Annotated in this window: 14 protein-coding genes; 8 read left to right on the forward strand and 6 right to left on the reverse strand. The window is 65.5% G+C overall.

Annotated features, from left to right (window positions below; genetic code table 11):
- Positions 1–9 precede the first annotated feature (9 nt).
- Positions 10–612, forward strand: coding sequence for a MarC family protein (locus KEC55_RS02630; protein ID WP_048251148.1), 603 nt, complete (start codon positions 10–12; stop codon positions 610–612).
- An 81-nt stretch (positions 613–693) separates the two neighbouring features.
- Here the strand turns inward: KEC55_RS02630 and KEC55_RS02635 are convergent, their stop codons facing one another.
- The gene (locus KEC55_RS02635) at positions 694–1,245 is read right to left on the reverse strand and encodes a hypoxanthine-guanine phosphoribosyltransferase (RefSeq protein ID WP_282506623.1); all 552 of its coding nucleotides are present in this window, start codon (positions 1,243–1,245) and stop codon (positions 694–696) included.
- A gap of 94 nt (positions 1,246–1,339) precedes the next feature.
- Positions 1,340–2,707 (reverse strand): signal recognition particle protein, encoded by a 1,368-nt coding sequence (gene ffh, locus KEC55_RS02640; protein WP_282506624.1) that lies wholly within the window; start codon positions 2,705–2,707, stop codon positions 1,340–1,342.
- 89 nt (positions 2,708–2,796) lie between these two features.
- On the opposite strand from ffh, the gene KEC55_RS02645 reads away from it, so the two are divergent.
- The 7 genes from KEC55_RS02645 to KEC55_RS02675 all read left to right on the forward strand — a co-directional run bounded on the left by KEC55_RS02645 (position 2,797) and on the right by KEC55_RS02675 (position 10,752).
- Positions 2,797–3,690, forward strand: coding sequence for a cytochrome C assembly family protein (locus tag KEC55_RS02645; RefSeq protein ID WP_046544887.1), 894 nt, complete (start codon positions 2,797–2,799; stop codon positions 3,688–3,690).
- 13 nt (positions 3,691–3,703) lie between these two features.
- Positions 3,704–4,021: a PP0621 family protein gene (locus tag KEC55_RS02650; protein ID WP_282506625.1), complete on the forward strand. Its 318-nt coding sequence runs from the start codon at positions 3,704–3,706 to the stop codon at positions 4,019–4,021.
- A complete protein-coding gene (gene ampD / locus KEC55_RS02655; protein ID WP_282506626.1) occupies positions 4,018–4,608 on the forward strand; it encodes a 1,6-anhydro-N-acetylmuramyl-L-alanine amidase AmpD in 591 nt (196 codons plus the stop codon). Before KEC55_RS02650 ends, ampD begins: the two co-directional genes overlap by 4 nt.
- Positions 4,609–5,070: 462 nt before the next feature.
- Positions 5,071–8,067 (forward strand): ribonucleoside-diphosphate reductase subunit alpha, encoded by a 2,997-nt coding sequence (locus tag KEC55_RS02660; protein WP_282506627.1) that lies wholly within the window; start codon positions 5,071–5,073, stop codon positions 8,065–8,067.
- Between the two features lie 363 nt (positions 8,068–8,430).
- Entirely contained in the window at positions 8,431–9,642 is a 1,212-nt protein-coding gene (locus tag KEC55_RS02665; RefSeq protein WP_014898151.1) for a ribonucleotide-diphosphate reductase subunit beta, read from the forward strand.
- Between the two features lie 83 nt (positions 9,643–9,725).
- A complete protein-coding gene (locus KEC55_RS02670) occupies positions 9,726–10,052 on the forward strand; it encodes a hypothetical protein (protein ID WP_282506628.1) in 327 nt (108 codons plus the stop codon).
- A gap of 28 nt (positions 10,053–10,080) precedes the next feature.
- Positions 10,081–10,752: a histone H1-like DNA-binding protein gene (locus KEC55_RS02675; RefSeq protein ID WP_282506629.1), complete on the forward strand. Its 672-nt coding sequence runs from the start codon at positions 10,081–10,083 to the stop codon at positions 10,750–10,752.
- Between the two features lie 272 nt (positions 10,753–11,024).
- On the opposite strand, the gene KEC55_RS02680 is transcribed toward KEC55_RS02675, so the two are convergent.
- The 4 genes from KEC55_RS02680 to KEC55_RS02695 all read right to left on the reverse strand — a co-directional run bounded on the left by KEC55_RS02680 (position 11,025) and on the right by KEC55_RS02695 (position 14,463).
- Positions 11,025–11,498: a glycine zipper 2TM domain-containing protein gene (locus tag KEC55_RS02680; protein ID WP_282506630.1), complete on the reverse strand. Its 474-nt coding sequence runs from the start codon at positions 11,496–11,498 to the stop codon at positions 11,025–11,027.
- A gap of 19 nt (positions 11,499–11,517) precedes the next feature.
- Positions 11,518–12,456, reverse strand: a complete 939-nt coding sequence (locus KEC55_RS02685; RefSeq protein WP_282506631.1) for a carbohydrate kinase family protein — start codon at positions 12,454–12,456, stop codon at positions 11,518–11,520.
- An 85-nt stretch (positions 12,457–12,541) separates the two neighbouring features.
- Positions 12,542–13,045: a thiol peroxidase gene (tpx, locus tag KEC55_RS02690; RefSeq protein ID WP_027783488.1), complete on the reverse strand. Its 504-nt coding sequence runs from the start codon at positions 13,043–13,045 to the stop codon at positions 12,542–12,544.
- A gap of 74 nt (positions 13,046–13,119) precedes the next feature.
- Entirely contained in the window at positions 13,120–14,463 is a 1,344-nt protein-coding gene (locus KEC55_RS02695) for a zinc-ribbon and DUF3426 domain-containing protein (protein ID WP_282506632.1), read from the reverse strand.
- Between the last annotated feature and the right edge of the window lie 41 nt (positions 14,464–14,504).

The following is a 14,504-nucleotide window of genomic DNA, read 5'->3' on the forward strand; positions in this document are numbered from 1 at the left end:
GGGGACACGATGGAATACACGTTCCTGTCGGCCACCGTACTCCTGGTGCTGATCACCGATCCGCTCGGCAACATCCCGCTTTTCATTTCGGCGATGCGGGACGTGCCGCGCGAGCGGCGCGTGAAGCTGATCCTGCGTGAAGTGGGGATCGCGTTCGTGATCCTGCTGTTCTTCATGGTGGTCGGTGACCGCTTCCTGCGGATGATGAGCCTCACCGACCTGTCGCTGCGGCTCGGCGGCGGGATCGTGCTGTTCCTGATCGCACTGCGGATGATCTTCCCGCATCCGGACGGCGCGCTCGGCAGCGATCCGCGCGCGGGCGGCGAGCCGTTCATCGTGCCGCTGGCGATTCCGGCGCTGGCCGGGCCGTCCGCGCTGGCGACGGTGATGCTGCTGACGTCGCAGGCGCCCGGCAAGATGCTCGAGTGGGTCGGTGCGCTGACGGTCACGATGATCGTCTGCGCGATCACGCTGGTACTGGCCGAACGGATCCAGCAATGGCTCGGCGAGCGGACGGTCGCGGCGTTCGAGCGGCTGATGGGCCTCGTGCTCGTCGCAATCTCGGTCGAGATGCTGCTGGCCGGCATCCGCGCGTTCGTGCACCAGTTATAAGGCGGCGGCACGCGCACGAAAAAAAGCGGCGCTCCGGGAAACCGGAGCGCCGCTTTTCTTATAGGGCGGGCAGGGCGGCGATCAGACGTTGGTGGTCAGCGCGCGGATCGTCGGCAGGTTGCGCCAGTAGCCCTTCGCGTCCATCCCGCAGCCGAACACGTAGCGGTCCGGCACCGGGAAGCCACAGAAGTCGGGGTGCAGCGGCTTCGCTTTCGCGAGCGTCTTCTCGCACAGCACGGCCGACATGAAGCGCTGCGCGCCCATGTCGAGGATCCGGTCGCGGATCGCGGCCATCGTCTCGCCTTCGTCGAGGATGTCGTCGAGCACGAGCACGATGCGGTCCTTCACCGATTCGCGCGGCGCGACGCGCCAGTGCATCTCCGGGCTGCCCTGCGTCGTGTTGCGGTAGCGGGTCAGGTGGATGTAGTCGAATTCGAGCGGGAAATCGAGATGCGGCAGCAGCATCCCGGTAAACACCGCGGCGCCGCCCATCACCGAGAGAACGAGCGGGAACGCGTCGCCGATCTCGGCGCGGATCGCGTCGGCCATCTTGGAGATCGACGCGTTGACGGCATCGGCCGACACGATCTCTTCGGAGTGGTTGAAAATGTGGAGGGCTTCTTCGCGGTTCATGTGTTCTGGCGGGCAGTCGGTATACAAATAAGAATGAAGCAGAACGGCGGGCGCGCGCTACAGCAAAAACCCGCGCGCCGGCCGACGGGCGGAATCAGCGCATGCCGGGCATCATGCCCTTCAGGCCGCGCATCATCTTCTGCATGTTGCCGCCCTTCAGCTTCTTCATCATCGTACGCATCTGGTCGTACTGGTTCAGCATCCGGTTGACTTCCTGCACCGGCACGCCCGCGCCGGCTGCAATGCGGCGCTTGCGAGTCGCCTTGATGATTTCGGGCTTCGCGCGCTCGGCGGGCGTCATCGAGCTGATGATGCCTTCCATCCGGCGGATCGACTTCTCGGCCTGGCCCATGTCGGCGCCGGCGGCCGCCTGCTGGAATTGCGCGGGGAGTTTATCCATCAGCGACGACAGGCCGCCCATGTTCTTCATCTGCGAGATCTGCGCGCGGAAATCGTTCAGGTCGAAATCGCCGCCTTTCTTGACCTTGTCGGCGAGCTTCTGCGCGGCCTGCACGTCGACGCCGCGTTGCGCCTCCTCGACGAGCGCGAGGATGTCGCCCATGCCGAGGATCCGGTTCGCCATCCGGTCGGGGTGGAACACTTCCAGGCCGTCGAGCTTCTCGGCGACGCCGACGAACTTGATCGGCTTGCCCGTGATGTGACGCACCGACAGCGCGGCACCGCCGCGCGAGTCGCCGTCGAGCTTGGTCAGCACGACGCCGGTGAGCGGCAGCGTGTCGTTGAACGCCTTCGCGGTGTTGACCGCGTCCTGGCCGAGCATCGCGTCGACGACGAACAGCGTTTCGGCCGGCTTCAGCGTGCCGTGCAGCGCGGCGATTTCCTGCATCATCGCCTCGTCGATACCGAGGCGGCCGGCCGTATCGACGATCAGCACGTCATGGTAGTGGCGCTTCGCCCAGTCGACGGCCGCGACCGCGATGTCGACGGGCTTCTGGTCCGGCGTGGACGGGAAGAAGTCGGCGCCGACCTGTTCGCTCACCGTTTTCAGCTGCATGATTGCGGCCGGGCGATATACGTCGCACGACACGGTCAGCACCTTCTTCTTGTACTTCTCGCGCAGCAGCTTCGCGAGCTTGCCGACGGTCGTGGTCTTGCCCGCGCCCTGCAGGCCGGCCATCAGGATCACGGCGGGCGGCGTGACAGCCAGGTTCAGCTCGGCGGCCTTGCCTTCGTAGTCGCCGCCGATCACGGCGGTCAGTTCCTTCTGGACCACGCCGACGAGCGCCTGGCCCGGCGACAGGCTGCTGATCACTTCTTCGCCGAGCGCCTTTTCCTTGACCTTGGCGATGAATTCGCGGACGACGGGCAGCGAGACGTCAGCCTCCAGCAGCGCGAGACGCACCTCGCGGAGCATCTCCTGCGTGTTCGCCTCGGTAAGCCGGGCTTCGCCGCGCAGCGTCTTGACGACGCGCGCCATCCGTTGAGTGAGATTGTCGAGCATGGGGAGCGATGGACAGTGGGGCCCGAAGGCGCGGCGGAACCGAACAAAGGGAGCCGTCGCGGGAAGGGGGCCTAGTGTAAACTTCGAACATGGATATTGTACTGTATGCCCTCACCGCATTCCTGTACGGCGGCCTCGCCGTCGCAGGCTGGCGCACGCACCGCCAGGGCGCGACGCCGCTCGTCGCGAGCGTGCCGGCCGTGCCGGTTCCCGCGTCCGCCGCGTCCGGGATGAGCGGGGCCGGCCGCGCGCTGCTATTCGCCGCGCTCGTCGCGCACGGCGTACTGCTCCATATGACGATCTTTCCGAACGACTCGATGGTGTTCGGCTTCGCGTTCGCGCTGTCCGCGATGTTCTGGCTCGGCGCCGGCATCTACTGGATCGAGAGCTTCTTCTTCCCGCTCGACAGCCTGCGCCTGCTGGTCTTGCCGCTCGCGTGCGGCGCGTCGCTGCTGCCGCTCGTGTTCGGCGGCGTGCGGGTGCTTCCTTATGCCGCAGCGCCGCTGTTCAAGCTGCACTTCCTGATCGCGAACATCGCGTACGGCCTGTTCGCGATCGCCGCGCTGCACGCGATCCTGATGCTGATGGTCGAGCGGCGGCTGCAGTCGCTGAGGAGCGGCGGGCGCGACGGCTCGACGGGCTGGATCGCGAGCTGGCTCGAAACGCTGCCGCCGCTGCTCACGCTCGAGAAGCTGCTGTTCCGCCTGATCGGCGCCGGCTTCGTGCTGCTCACGCTGACGCTCGCGTCGGGCATCCTGTTCAGCGAGCAGGTTGACGCGCGCGCACTGCGGCTCGACCACAAGACCGTGTTCGCGATCCTGTCGTGGCTGATGTTCGGCGGCCTGCTGGTTGCGCGCAAGACGTCGGGCTGGCGCGGCCGTGGCGCCGCGCGCTGGGTGCTCGTGTCGTTCGCCGCGCTGCTGCTCGCGTATGTCGGCAGCCGGTTCGTTTTCGAGGTGCTGCTGCACCGTTCCGTGGTTTGAACGCAGGTTTCCGATGCGACAGATTCTTCTCCTGATTCTTCTCTTCTTCGCGGGTTCCTGGCTCACGCGCAAGCTGCGCCAGGCCCAGGAGCAAGCGCAGGCGCGCACCGGCCGCGGCGCGGGTCACGACGGTGCGTCCGGTGCCGGCGGCGCCGGCGCTGCGCGCCCGAACGGCGACGCGCGCTCGCTGCCCGAGCCGATGGTGCGCTGCGCCGAATGCGGCGTGCATGCGCCGAAGGGCGACGCGGTCGCCGCGGGCGGCGAATACTTCTGCAGCGCCGAGCACGCGCAGCGCCACGCCGCGCGTGCAAGCGGTCACGACGCACGATGAGCGACGCGCCGATGTTGTCGGTCGACGCGAACGGCTGGGTGCGCGAAGCGCGCCATGCGCCGTCGCCGAACTTCGAGGTGCGGCCCGCGGGTGCGGTGCCGACGCTCGTGATCGTCCACAACATCAGCCTGCCGCCCGGTGAGTTCGGCGGCGACGCGATCGAGGCGCTGTTCCTGAACCGCCTCGACTGCGATGCGCACCCCTATTACCAGAGCCACCTGCGCGGCGTGCGCGTGTCCGCGCACTTCCTGATCCGTCGCGGCGGCGAGCTCGTGCAGTTCGTGTCGTGCGACGAGCGCGCGTGGCACGCGGGCTCGTCCGAGTTCTTCGGCCGGGTGCGCTGCAACGACTTCTCGATCGGCATCGAGCTCGAAGGCGCGGACGACGTGCCGTTCGACGATGCGCAATACGCGGTCCTGGCCGCGCTCTCCCGCGCGCTCGCCGAGCACTATCCGGTCGACGCATTCGCGGGGCACTCGGACGTCGCGCCGGGCCGCAAGACCGACCCGGGCCCGCACTTCGATTGGCAACGCTTCGCGAGCGATGCCGGTTTTTCCGCCGAATACTTTCCTTTCCGTCAGCACTGATCGCAGGGTTTTTGAGCCGGCGAAAATTTTTTTTCCGACCAATGCCTTGTCACGTCTGCCCCTCCGGGCGGCCGGTGTGATGTCAATACCTTCAGCGCAAATTATCCGTTTTGACCTCCTTCGAATGTCCACTATACTTGGTGCCAGTTGAGTAGTTCTGTACTAGATATAGTGTGTGTCGCAGGGGAAACCCGAGCGGCACCGGCCGGCGGGCAACGCCGGCGGACAGGGTTCTCAGGGCGGCGCGTCAGGCCGGGTGGTCCGGGCGTCGCGATCAGCGCAGCGAACATCGACGGGGCAGGGGATACATGACGAAGCACACGACCGGATCGGTTGTCGCGCATCGACCCAACCGGCTTCCCCGGCGCATCGCTCGCCTCTTACCGCTCGCGCACCACGTTGCGCAGCGTTCGTTTTAATCCGCGGTTCTCTCCGCACCATCCAACACCAGGAGCTTTGCACATGCAAACCACCGACAACGCGACGTCCCAGTACGAGAGCGCCTCGAGCCGTCCGCTCGGCGGGACCGAACAGGGCGCGAAGGCGCTCGCGCCGCAGGCCACGTTCGCCGACTACAAGGTGATCCGCCGCAACGGCAGTGTGGTGTCGTTCGAACCTTCGAAGATCGCGATCGCGGTGACCAAGGCTTTCCTGGCCGTCAACGGCGGGCAGGGCGCGGCATCGGCGCGCGTGCGCGAGCAGGTCGAACAGCTGACGCAGAACGTCGTGCGCGCACTCGTGCGCAGCCGCCCGAACGGCGGTACGTTCCATATCGAAGACATCCAGGACCAGGTCGAACTCGCGCTGATGCGCGGCGGCGAGCACAACGTCGCGCGTGCGTACGTGCTGTATCGCGAGAAGCGTCACCTCGAGCGCCAGCATGCGGGCGAGGAAGCAGCGGCAGCGGGCGGCGAGTCGAGCACCGGCATCAACGTCGTCGACAACGGCGTCACGCGTCCGCTCGACCTGAACGCGCTGCGCGCGCTGATCGTGTCGTCGTGCGAAGGCCTCGGCGCTGCGGTTAACCCTGACCCGATCGTCGCCGAAACGGTGAAGAACCTGTACGACGGCGTGCCGATGAGCCAGGTCTACGACTCGGCGATCCTCGCAGCGCGCACGATGATCGAAAAGGATCCGGCATACAGCCAGGTCACGGCCCGCATCCTGCTGCACACGATCCGTCGCGAGATCCTCGGCGAGGAAGTCGTGCAGGCCGAGATGTCGGCCCGCTACGCGGAATACTTCCCGCAGTTCCTGAAGCGCGGCGTCGACGCCGGCCTGCTCGACGACAAGCTGCTGCAGTTCGACCTGAAGCGCCTCGGTGAAGCGCTCGACGCGAACCGCGACCTGCAGTTCGGCTACCTCGGCCTGCAGACGCTGTACGACCGCTACTTCCTGCACGTCGAAGGCAGCCGCATCGAAATGCCGCAGGCATTCTTCATGCGCGTCGCGATGGGCCTGTCGCTGAACGAGATCGACCGCGAAACGCGCGCGATCGAGTTCTACAACGTGCTGTCCAGCTTCGACTTCATGAGCTCGACGCCGACGCTGTTCAACTCGGGCACGCACCGCTCGCAGCTGTCGTCGTGCTACCTGACGACGGTCGCGGACGATCTCGACGGCATCTATGAAGCGCTGAAGGAAAACGCGCTGCTGTCGAAGTTCGCCGGCGGTCTCGGCAATGACTGGACGCGCGTGCGTGCACTCGGCTCGCATATCAAGGGCACGAACGGCAAGTCGCAAGGCGTGGTCCCGTTCCTGAAGGTCGTGAACGATACGGCCGTCGCGGTGAACCAGGGCGGCAAGCGCAAGGGCGCGGTCTGCGCGTACCTCGAATCGTGGCACCTCGACATCGAGGAGTTCCTCGAGCTGCGCAAGAACACCGGTGACGACCGCCGCCGCACGCACGACATGAACACGGCGAACTGGATTCCCGACCTGTTCATGAAGCGCGTGATGGAAGGCGCCGACTGGACGCTGTTCTCGCCGTCGACCTGCCCGGACCTGCACGACAAGTTCGGCGCCGATTTCGAGAAGGCTTACACGGCTTACGAAGAGAAGGTCGCACGCGGCGAGATCAAGCTGTTCAAGAAGATCCCGGCGGCGCAGCTCTGGCGCAAGATGCTCGGCATGCTGTTCGAGACGGGCCACCCGTGGATCACGTTCAAGGATCCGTGCAACGTGCGCTCGCCGCAGCAGCACGTCGGTGTCGTCCACTCGTCGAACCTGTGCACGGAAATCACGCTGAACACGAGCGACACCGAAATCGCGGTGTGCAACCTCGGCTCGGTGAACCTCGTCGCCCACCTGGTGAAGCAGGCCGACGGCAGCTACGCGCTCGACCACGACAAGCTGAAGCGCACGATCAGCGTCGCGATGCGCATGCTCGACAACGTGATCGACATCAACTACTACGCGGTGCCGAAGGCGCGTAACTCGAACCTGAAGCACCGTCCGGTCGGCATGGGCATCATGGGCTTCCAGGACTGCCTGCACCTGCTGCGCACGCCGTACGCGTCGACCGAAGCGGTCGAGTTCGCCGATCGTTCGATGGAAGCGGTGTGCTACTACGCGTACCACGCGTCGACCGAGCTGGCCGAGGAGCGTGGCCGCTACTCGAGCTACCGCGGCTCGCTGTGGGATCGCGGCATCCTCCCGCAGGACACGCTGAAGCTGCTGGCCGAAGCGCGTGGCGGCTATGTCGAGGTCGACACGTCGGAGTCGCTCGACTGGACGACGCTGCGTTCGCGGATCGCCACGCACGGCATGCGCAACTCGAACTGCGTCGCGATCGCGCCGACGGCGACGATCTCGAACATCATCGGTGTGTCGGCCTGTATCGAACCGACCTTCCAGAACCTGTACGTGAAGTCGAACCTGTCGGGCGAATTCACGGTGGTGAACGAGTACCTGGTGCGTGACCTGAAGGAACGCGGCCTGTGGGACGAAGTGATGGTCGCCGACCTGAAGTACTTCGACGGCATGCTGTCGCGCATCGACCGTATCCCGGCCGACCTGCGCGCGATCTACGCGACCGCGTTCGAAGTCGACCCGACGTGGCTGGTCGAAGCGGCATCGCGTCGCCAGAAGTGGATCGACCAGGCGCAGTCGCTGAACATCTATATGGGCGGCGCGTCGGGCAAGAAGCTCGATGAGGTCTACAAGCTCGCATGGCTGCGCGGCCTGAAGACGACCTACTACCTCCGCACGATGGCGGCGACGCACGTCGAGAAGTCGACGGTCGCACACGGCGCGCTGAACGCGGTGCCGACGAGCGGCGGTTCGAGCAGCGGCGGCGCGCAAGGCGCAGCCGGCGGCTTCGGCGCGGCAGGCGGCGCAGCATCGTCGTCGGGCGCAGTCGACGCGGCACCGGCACTCGCACCGGTCGAGGCCGACGGTCCGGTGTGCACGATGCGTCCGGGTGATCCCGGCTTCGACGAGTGCGAAGCGTGCCAGTAACGCAACGCGCCTGACCTGAAGAAGGTTCGGGCGGCGCACACGACGACCGATCGAGGTTGAAGTGTGCGCCGCTCTCAACTAAAAAAATGATAAGGAATCTGTAACGCGGCACCTGCGTTGCAGGCAGTGACAAGCGATCGAAACATCCCCGACGACGTCGCGTTTCGATCAGCGTTCGATGCGTCGAGCGCACCTCGCGATACACACGCGACTCACGTCGCGCGCTGCATGAACGACGAAGCGTTGCTCAAAGTGTTGTATCGAGGTCGCAAGGCGAATCGAAAAAAGGATTTTTCGTGAGCGAACCCTTTTATCGCTCAGGAAAAGATGGTACAAACCGTTCTAAATTGATGGTGAGAATTTATGCTCAACTGGGATGACGAGAAGACTGCCGTAACCCCCGCGAGCGGAGCGCAGCAAAACGCGATGCGCACCTCCGCCGGGATGGCTGTCGGAATGCAGGCTGCAACGCCTGCCGCCCATCAGGTCCGTGACATTTTCGAAGGCGATCTTGCGGTGCCGCCGCAAGCATCGGCTGTTCCCGCCGGCGGTTCGGAAGCGCGGGTCAATGTCGCCGACAAGCGCATCATCAACGGCCAGACTGACGTGAATCAGCTGGTGCCGTTCAAGTACAAGTGGGCGTGGGAAAAGTATCTGGCCGGTTGCGCGAACCACTGGATGCCGCAGGAAATCAACATGTCCCGCGACATCGCACTGTGGAAGGACCCGAACGGTCTGACTGAGGACGAGCGCCGCATCGTGAAGCGCAACCTCGGTTTCTTCGTGACGGCCGATTCGCTCGCGGCGAACAACATCGTGCTCGGCACGTACCGCCACATCACGGCGCCCGAGTGCCGGCAGTTCCTGCTGCGCCAGGCGTTCGAGGAAGCGATCCACACGCACGCGTACCAATACATTGTCGAATCGCTCGGTCTCGATGAAGGCGAGATCTTCAACGCGTACCACGAGGTCACGTCGATCCGCGCGAAGGACGAATTCCTGATTCCGTTCATCCACACGCTGACGGATCCGGCCTTCAAGACCGGCACGCTCGAAGCGGACCAGAAGCTGCTGAAGTCGCTGATCGTGTTCGCCTGCATCATGGAAGGCCTGTTCTTCTATGTCGGGTTCACGCAGATCCTCGCACTCGGCCGCCAGAACAAGATGACGGGTGCTGCAGAGCAATATCAGTACATCCTGCGCGACGAGTCGATGCACTGCAACTTCGGCATCGACCTGATCAACCAGATCAAGCTCGAGAATCCGCATCTCTGGACCGCGGAATTCCGCGCCGAGATCCGCGAGCTGTTCAAGCAGGCTGTCGAACTCGAATACCGCTACGCCGAAGACACGATGCCGCGCGGCGTGCTGGGTTTGAACGCGTCGATGTTCAAGAGCTATCTGCGCTTCATCAGCAACCGCCGTTGCCAGCAGATCGGCCTCGATCCGCTGTACCCGAACGAGGAAAATCCGTTCCCGTGGATGAGCGAGATGATCGACCTGAAGAAGGAACGCAACTTCTTCGAGACGCGTGTGATCGAGTATCAGACGGGGGGCGCGCTGTCCTGGGAATAACCCGCAGCAGCGAACCCGTCACGTGATGTGAGCAGCCGGTGGCCTCTCGGCCCCGGCCCAAGGTTTAGGAGCAAGAACGCCTGATGCAAAGCATGCCCGGTGCCTCAACGGCCCAACGATACGACCGGCACTTTGCGAACCCTTCAGTGGGATGGGCAAACTTCCCTCCGGATAAAGCGGACGGCCGTGTGGCGGTCCGCTTGATCAAGCGATTAGGGGTAGCGGCGCGAGGTGCGCCGGCTACCGACTTGATTTGGCGCGCGAGGCCGAGTGGTCACGCGCGCCATACCGTATTCATTAGCGTAAGCGCGTGGTATCCGCGTACGCCGATGAATAGCCCGCTTCGAAGCGCACGTCCTGAACAGCGTCCGCGGGAAGCGGGTTTTGACGAAGGGTGTAGTTTGAACTGACTCTCATCTGAACCTGAAGGAGAACAACATGGCTACTGCCAAGAAGAAACCGGCTGCTAAGAAGGTTGCTGCCAAGAAGACCGTTGCGAAGAAGGCTGCTGCTCCGGCGAAGAAGGCCGCTGCAGTGAAGAAGGTCGCAGCGAAGAAAGTCGCAGTGAAGAAGGTTGCTGCGAAGAAGGCAGCACCGGCGAAGAAGGCCGCTGCGAAGAAGGTTGCAGCCAAGAAGGTCGCAACGAAGAAAGTCGCAGTGAAGAAGGTTGCTGCGAAGAAGGCGGCACCGGCGAAGAAGGCCGCTGCGAAGAAGGTTGCAGCCAAGAAAGTCGCAGTGAAGAAGGTTGCTGCGAAGAAGGCAGCACCGGCGAAGAAGGCTGCTGCGAAGAAGGCAGCGCCGGCGAAGAAGGCTGCAGCGAAGAAGGCTGCGCCTGCCAAGAAGGCTGCTGCCAAGAAGGCTGCGCCTGCGAAGAAGGCCGCTGCGAAGAAGGCTGCGCCTGCCAAGAAGGCTGCCCCTGCGAAGGCGGCTGCTGCTCCGGCGAAGAAGGCTGCTGCCCCGAAGAAGGCTGCTGCTCCGAAGAAGGCCGTCGTGAAGAAGGCTGCGCCGGCAACGACCGCGTCGACCGCATCGGTTGCGCCGGCATCGGGCGCGAAGACCGCGCTCAACCCGGCAGCTGCATGGCCGTTCCCGACCGGCAGCCGTCCGTAATCGCGGCTGACCAGCACCACCCGGACACTCACGTGGTGTCCGTGGGTTGAGTAGCGCTACTCAATCAGTCCCGCCATCTGGCTCAGGTGGCGGGATTTTTTTCGTCCGTGTTCGCCGAGGTGCCGGGGGGCGTACGCCGGGAGCCCGTATGCCGGTTGCCCGTACGCCGGGAGCCCGTACGCCGGCTGCGGCGAGTACGGGCGAAAAAAAACGCATGTGCAGCTTCGCACATGCGTTCGACCGCGGCTTGCGCCGCGCGCTGAGGATACCGGTTAGTGCGTGACGCGCGTGACGCCGCCGCTCGACAGCAGTCGCACACGCTCGCCGGCGCGGAACGCTTCGCCGCTTGCCGCCTGCGTGATCGAGCGCAGATCGCCGTTGTCGAGGCGCACGGTGATTTCGACACCGTTCGCCGTGCTGAGGTTTTCGCCGACCGCGTTACCCGCGACCGCGCCGACGAGGCCGCCGGCGATTGCCGTCAGGATCGAGCCTTTGCCGCCGCCGATCGCGCTGCCTGCGACCGCGCCGAGTGCGCCGCCGCCGAGCGTGCCGATCGCGCTGCCGCCGCCGTCGGACTGGATGCGTACCGCGCGGACGCTTTCGACCGTGCCCATGCGGACCGTCTGTTCGCGCTGCGCCTGGCCGACGCTATAGACATCGGCCGAACCGGGTGCCGTGAAGCAGCCGGCGAGCGTCAGCGTGGCCGTCAGCATGGCCGCGAGCGTGAGGGTTTTTTTCATCAACATCTTTGCTCTCCCACAATATTCATTTGAGACTGTAACCGAATGCAGTCTCGAAGCGCGCGTCGATTTCGGCGCGCGTCAGTACGTAAGTCTGGGGCCCCTGGTGGGCGATCTTGAGCGAGCCCATCAGGCTCGCGAGGCGCCCCGTGGTTGCCCAGTCGAGGCCATGCTCGATGCCGTACAGCAGACCGCCCCGGAAGGCATCGCCACAGCCGGTCGGATCGGCGATGCGCTCGGCCGGCACGACAGGAATCTGCTCCGTGCCTTGCTTGTGGCGGATGGTCGCGCCATGTTCGCCACGCGTAATGACGAGAGCGTCGACCCGGCTGGCGATTTCATCTTCGGACCAACCCGTCTTGTCGCTCACCAGCTTGGCCTCGTAGTCGTTGACCGCTACATAGGTCGCAAGTTCAATGCTGCGGCGCAGCGTCGCACCGTCGAACAGCGGCAGACCCTGGCCCGGGTCGAACACGAACGGCACACCGGCCTTGGCGAGCTCTTCCACGTGCTGCACCATCCCGTCGAAGCCGTCCGGACCGACGATCGCGAGCTTGATGTCCGGCGCGTCGCCCGCATGGTTCAGGTGCGACTGCATCATCGCGCCCGGGTGGAACGCCGTGATCTGGTTGTTGTCGAGATCGGTCGTGATCATCGCTTGCGCCGTATACGTATCGGGCAACACACGAACGTGGTCGCGGCGCAGGCCGAGCTGGTCGAGCCGGTCGAGATACGGCTGCGCGTCGAGCGCGCCTATCGTCCCCATCACGCGCGCATCGCCACCCAGCATGTGCAGCGCGTACGCGATGTTGCCCGCGCAGCCGCCGAATTCGCGGCGCATTGTCGGCACGAGGAAGCTCAGGTTGATGAGGTGCACCTGGTCGGGCAGGATGTGCTCGCGGAACCGCCCTTCGAAGGTCATGATGGAGTCGTAGGCGATCGAGCCGCAAATCAGCGTAGCCAAGGTGTGCGTTCCTGTAGAAATGAGGGACCCTGCGCGACAACGCCGCGCGAAGGGCGCGGCGCGGCAGGGGAAAGCGGTAGAAAGCTTACTTCAGTGCGGCGAGCGCTGCGTCGTAGTTCGGCTCGTCCTTGATTTCGCCGACGAGTTCCGCGTGGATCACCTTGTCCTGCGCGTCGAGCACGACGACCGCGCGTGCGGTCAGGCCGTTCAGCGGGCCGCTCGTCACGTCGACGCCGTATGCGTTCGCGAACGCGCGGCCGGTGCGGAACGTCGATGCCGTCACGACATTCTCGAGGCCTTCGGTCGTGCAGAAGCGCGTGGCGGCGAACGGCAGGTCGGCGGACACGACGACCACGACCGTGTTGTCGAGCGACGATGCAGCTTCGTTGAACTTGCGGGTCGACGTCGCGCAGGTCGGCGTGTCGAGGCTCGGCACGATGTTCAGCACCTTGCGCTTGCCGGCGAAGCTGGCGAGCGACAGGTCGGCGAGGTCCTTGCCGACCAGCTTGAAATCGGCGGCTTGGGCGCCGACGGCCGGGAACGTGCCGGCGAGATCGATCGGGTTGCCACCCAGCGTAACTTTGCTCATGTTCGTGCTCCGAAATAGCGCGCCGTTCGAGGCGCGCGGGTTGAGACGGGCGCGCATGCGCGCGCCGCGGCGCGTCACGGATAGAAGATCTGGACGCGGAAATTCGACGCAGGCGTGCCGTTCGTTTCGAGGCGAACGACCATCGTCTGCGTGGTGCCGGGCGGCAGCCCGGCGTCGATCGGCGTGCCCGGGCGCACGTAGTCGCGCGGCGCGAGCACGCGGCGCACGGTCACGTGATTGGTGTCGTCGAGCAACGTGAGTTCGAGCGACGGATACGCGAGCGCAACGCGGAAGCGGTTCGTCAGCGGTACCTTCAATTCGAGTTCGCGCGGCCCGTCGAGCTGGCGCAGGTCGGTTGCGTCGAGCCGCAGGCCGTCGATCGCGCGCGGCGGCGCGACCGTGCAGCCGAGCGGCGCGCAGGCCTGCCGGAACCAGCCCTGCGTGACGGGCCAGTAGATCATCAGCGTTTCACGTTGCCACCACGCGAGCTGCGCGACGAGCAGCACGGCCAGCACCGCGGCGACGAGGCCGCCGAAGAAACCGCCGAGCATCCCGCGCTGCTGCGGCGCGCGCGTCTCGCGCGTGACGGCGAAGTGCGGGCGGTCGTCGTCGGTCAGTGCGGCCGGGAACGGTGCGGCCGGCTCGCCGGCTGCGGGCGCGGTCTTGTCATGCGCGGTGAACGCACCGGGCTCGGATCCGGTTTCGGATTCAGGTTCGGTGACGGCCGGTGCCGGTGTGAACGCAAAACGCGGCTCGCGCGGCGCGCGGTCGTCGTCCGGCACGGTGAAGTGCGCGTGGCCGACGGGTTCGGCGGCATCGGGGGTTGCTTCCGGTTCCGACGGAACATGGGCGACGAAGCGGGGCTCGCGCGGATCGCGCTCGACCGGCGCGCGCGAGGCCGCGATGTCGGGTTCCGTCTGCTGCGAATGCGGTTCGGTCGTTGGCGCGACGTCAGTCGAAGATGCGTCGAGTTCGGTCGGGGACGGGAACGGCGCGGGCGTACCCGACAGGTGAACGACGCCGGCTTCCGTGGACGGGAGTGCGAGCGGCACCAAAGGCTCGGTGCGTACGGTCTCGACGCTGTGCTGCAGCGACGGATCGACGCCTGCGTCGAGCCACGGCGCCCACATGTCCCAGCCTTCCGGCTTGTAGTCGGAGTCGGACGGCGACCCGGCCGGTGCGTCGACGTTGAACAGCCGAGCGGGCGGGGCCGGATGGTGTGCGTCGTCGTCCGGCGCCGCAGCCGTTTCGGTCAGTGCCGGTTCGGGCTGCTGCGCGTGCTCGGGGACGAGCGATTCGGACGCGTTGAAGACTTCGTGGCAATGGCCGCAGCGCACGAACCCTTCATGCAGCGAGAGCTGTTCCTGCTGCAGCCGGAAGACGGTTTCGCAATGAGGGCAGCGCGTCGCAAGAAGCATGTCGAGCCGGGCGGCCTGCTGGCCAGAGTGAAGGACAGCGC

This window comes from Burkholderia cepacia (genome assembly GCF_029962485.1).
GTDB lineage: Bacteria > Pseudomonadota > Gammaproteobacteria > Burkholderiales > Burkholderiaceae > Burkholderia.

What these genes read in the sequence shown, in the direction of transcription:
- KEC55_RS02630 (WP_048251148.1), top strand. Translation starts at nt 10, where the DNA reads ATGGAATACACGTTCCTGTCGGCCACCGTACTCCTGGTGCTGATCACC.
- KEC55_RS02635 (WP_282506623.1), bottom strand. Translation starts at nt 1,245, where the DNA reads ATGAACCGCGAAGAAGCCCTCCACATTTTCAACCACTCCGAAGAGATC.
- ffh (WP_282506624.1), bottom strand. Translation starts at nt 2,707, where the DNA reads ATGCTCGACAATCTCACTCAACGGATGGCGCGCGTCGTCAAGACGCTG.
- KEC55_RS02645 (WP_046544887.1), top strand. Translation starts at nt 2,797, where the DNA reads ATGGATATTGTACTGTATGCCCTCACCGCATTCCTGTACGGCGGCCTC.
- KEC55_RS02650 (WP_282506625.1), top strand. Translation starts at nt 3,704, where the DNA reads ATGCGACAGATTCTTCTCCTGATTCTTCTCTTCTTCGCGGGTTCCTGG.
- ampD (WP_282506626.1), top strand. Translation starts at nt 4,018, where the DNA reads ATGAGCGACGCGCCGATGTTGTCGGTCGACGCGAACGGCTGGGTGCGC.
- KEC55_RS02660 (WP_282506627.1), top strand. Translation starts at nt 5,071, where the DNA reads ATGCAAACCACCGACAACGCGACGTCCCAGTACGAGAGCGCCTCGAGC.
- KEC55_RS02665 (WP_014898151.1), top strand. Translation starts at nt 8,431, where the DNA reads ATGCTCAACTGGGATGACGAGAAGACTGCCGTAACCCCCGCGAGCGGA.
- KEC55_RS02670 (WP_282506628.1), top strand. Translation starts at nt 9,726, where the DNA reads ATGCAAAGCATGCCCGGTGCCTCAACGGCCCAACGATACGACCGGCAC.
- KEC55_RS02675 (WP_282506629.1), top strand. Translation starts at nt 10,081, where the DNA reads ATGGCTACTGCCAAGAAGAAACCGGCTGCTAAGAAGGTTGCTGCCAAG.
- KEC55_RS02680 (WP_282506630.1), bottom strand. Translation starts at nt 11,498, where the DNA reads ATGTTGATGAAAAAAACCCTCACGCTCGCGGCCATGCTGACGGCCACG.
- tpx (WP_027783488.1), bottom strand. Translation starts at nt 13,045, where the DNA reads ATGAGCAAAGTTACGCTGGGTGGCAACCCGATCGATCTCGCCGGCACG.
- KEC55_RS02695 (WP_282506632.1), bottom strand. Translation starts at nt 14,463, where the DNA reads ATGCTTCTTGCGACGCGCTGCCCTCATTGCGAAACCGTCTTCCGGCTG.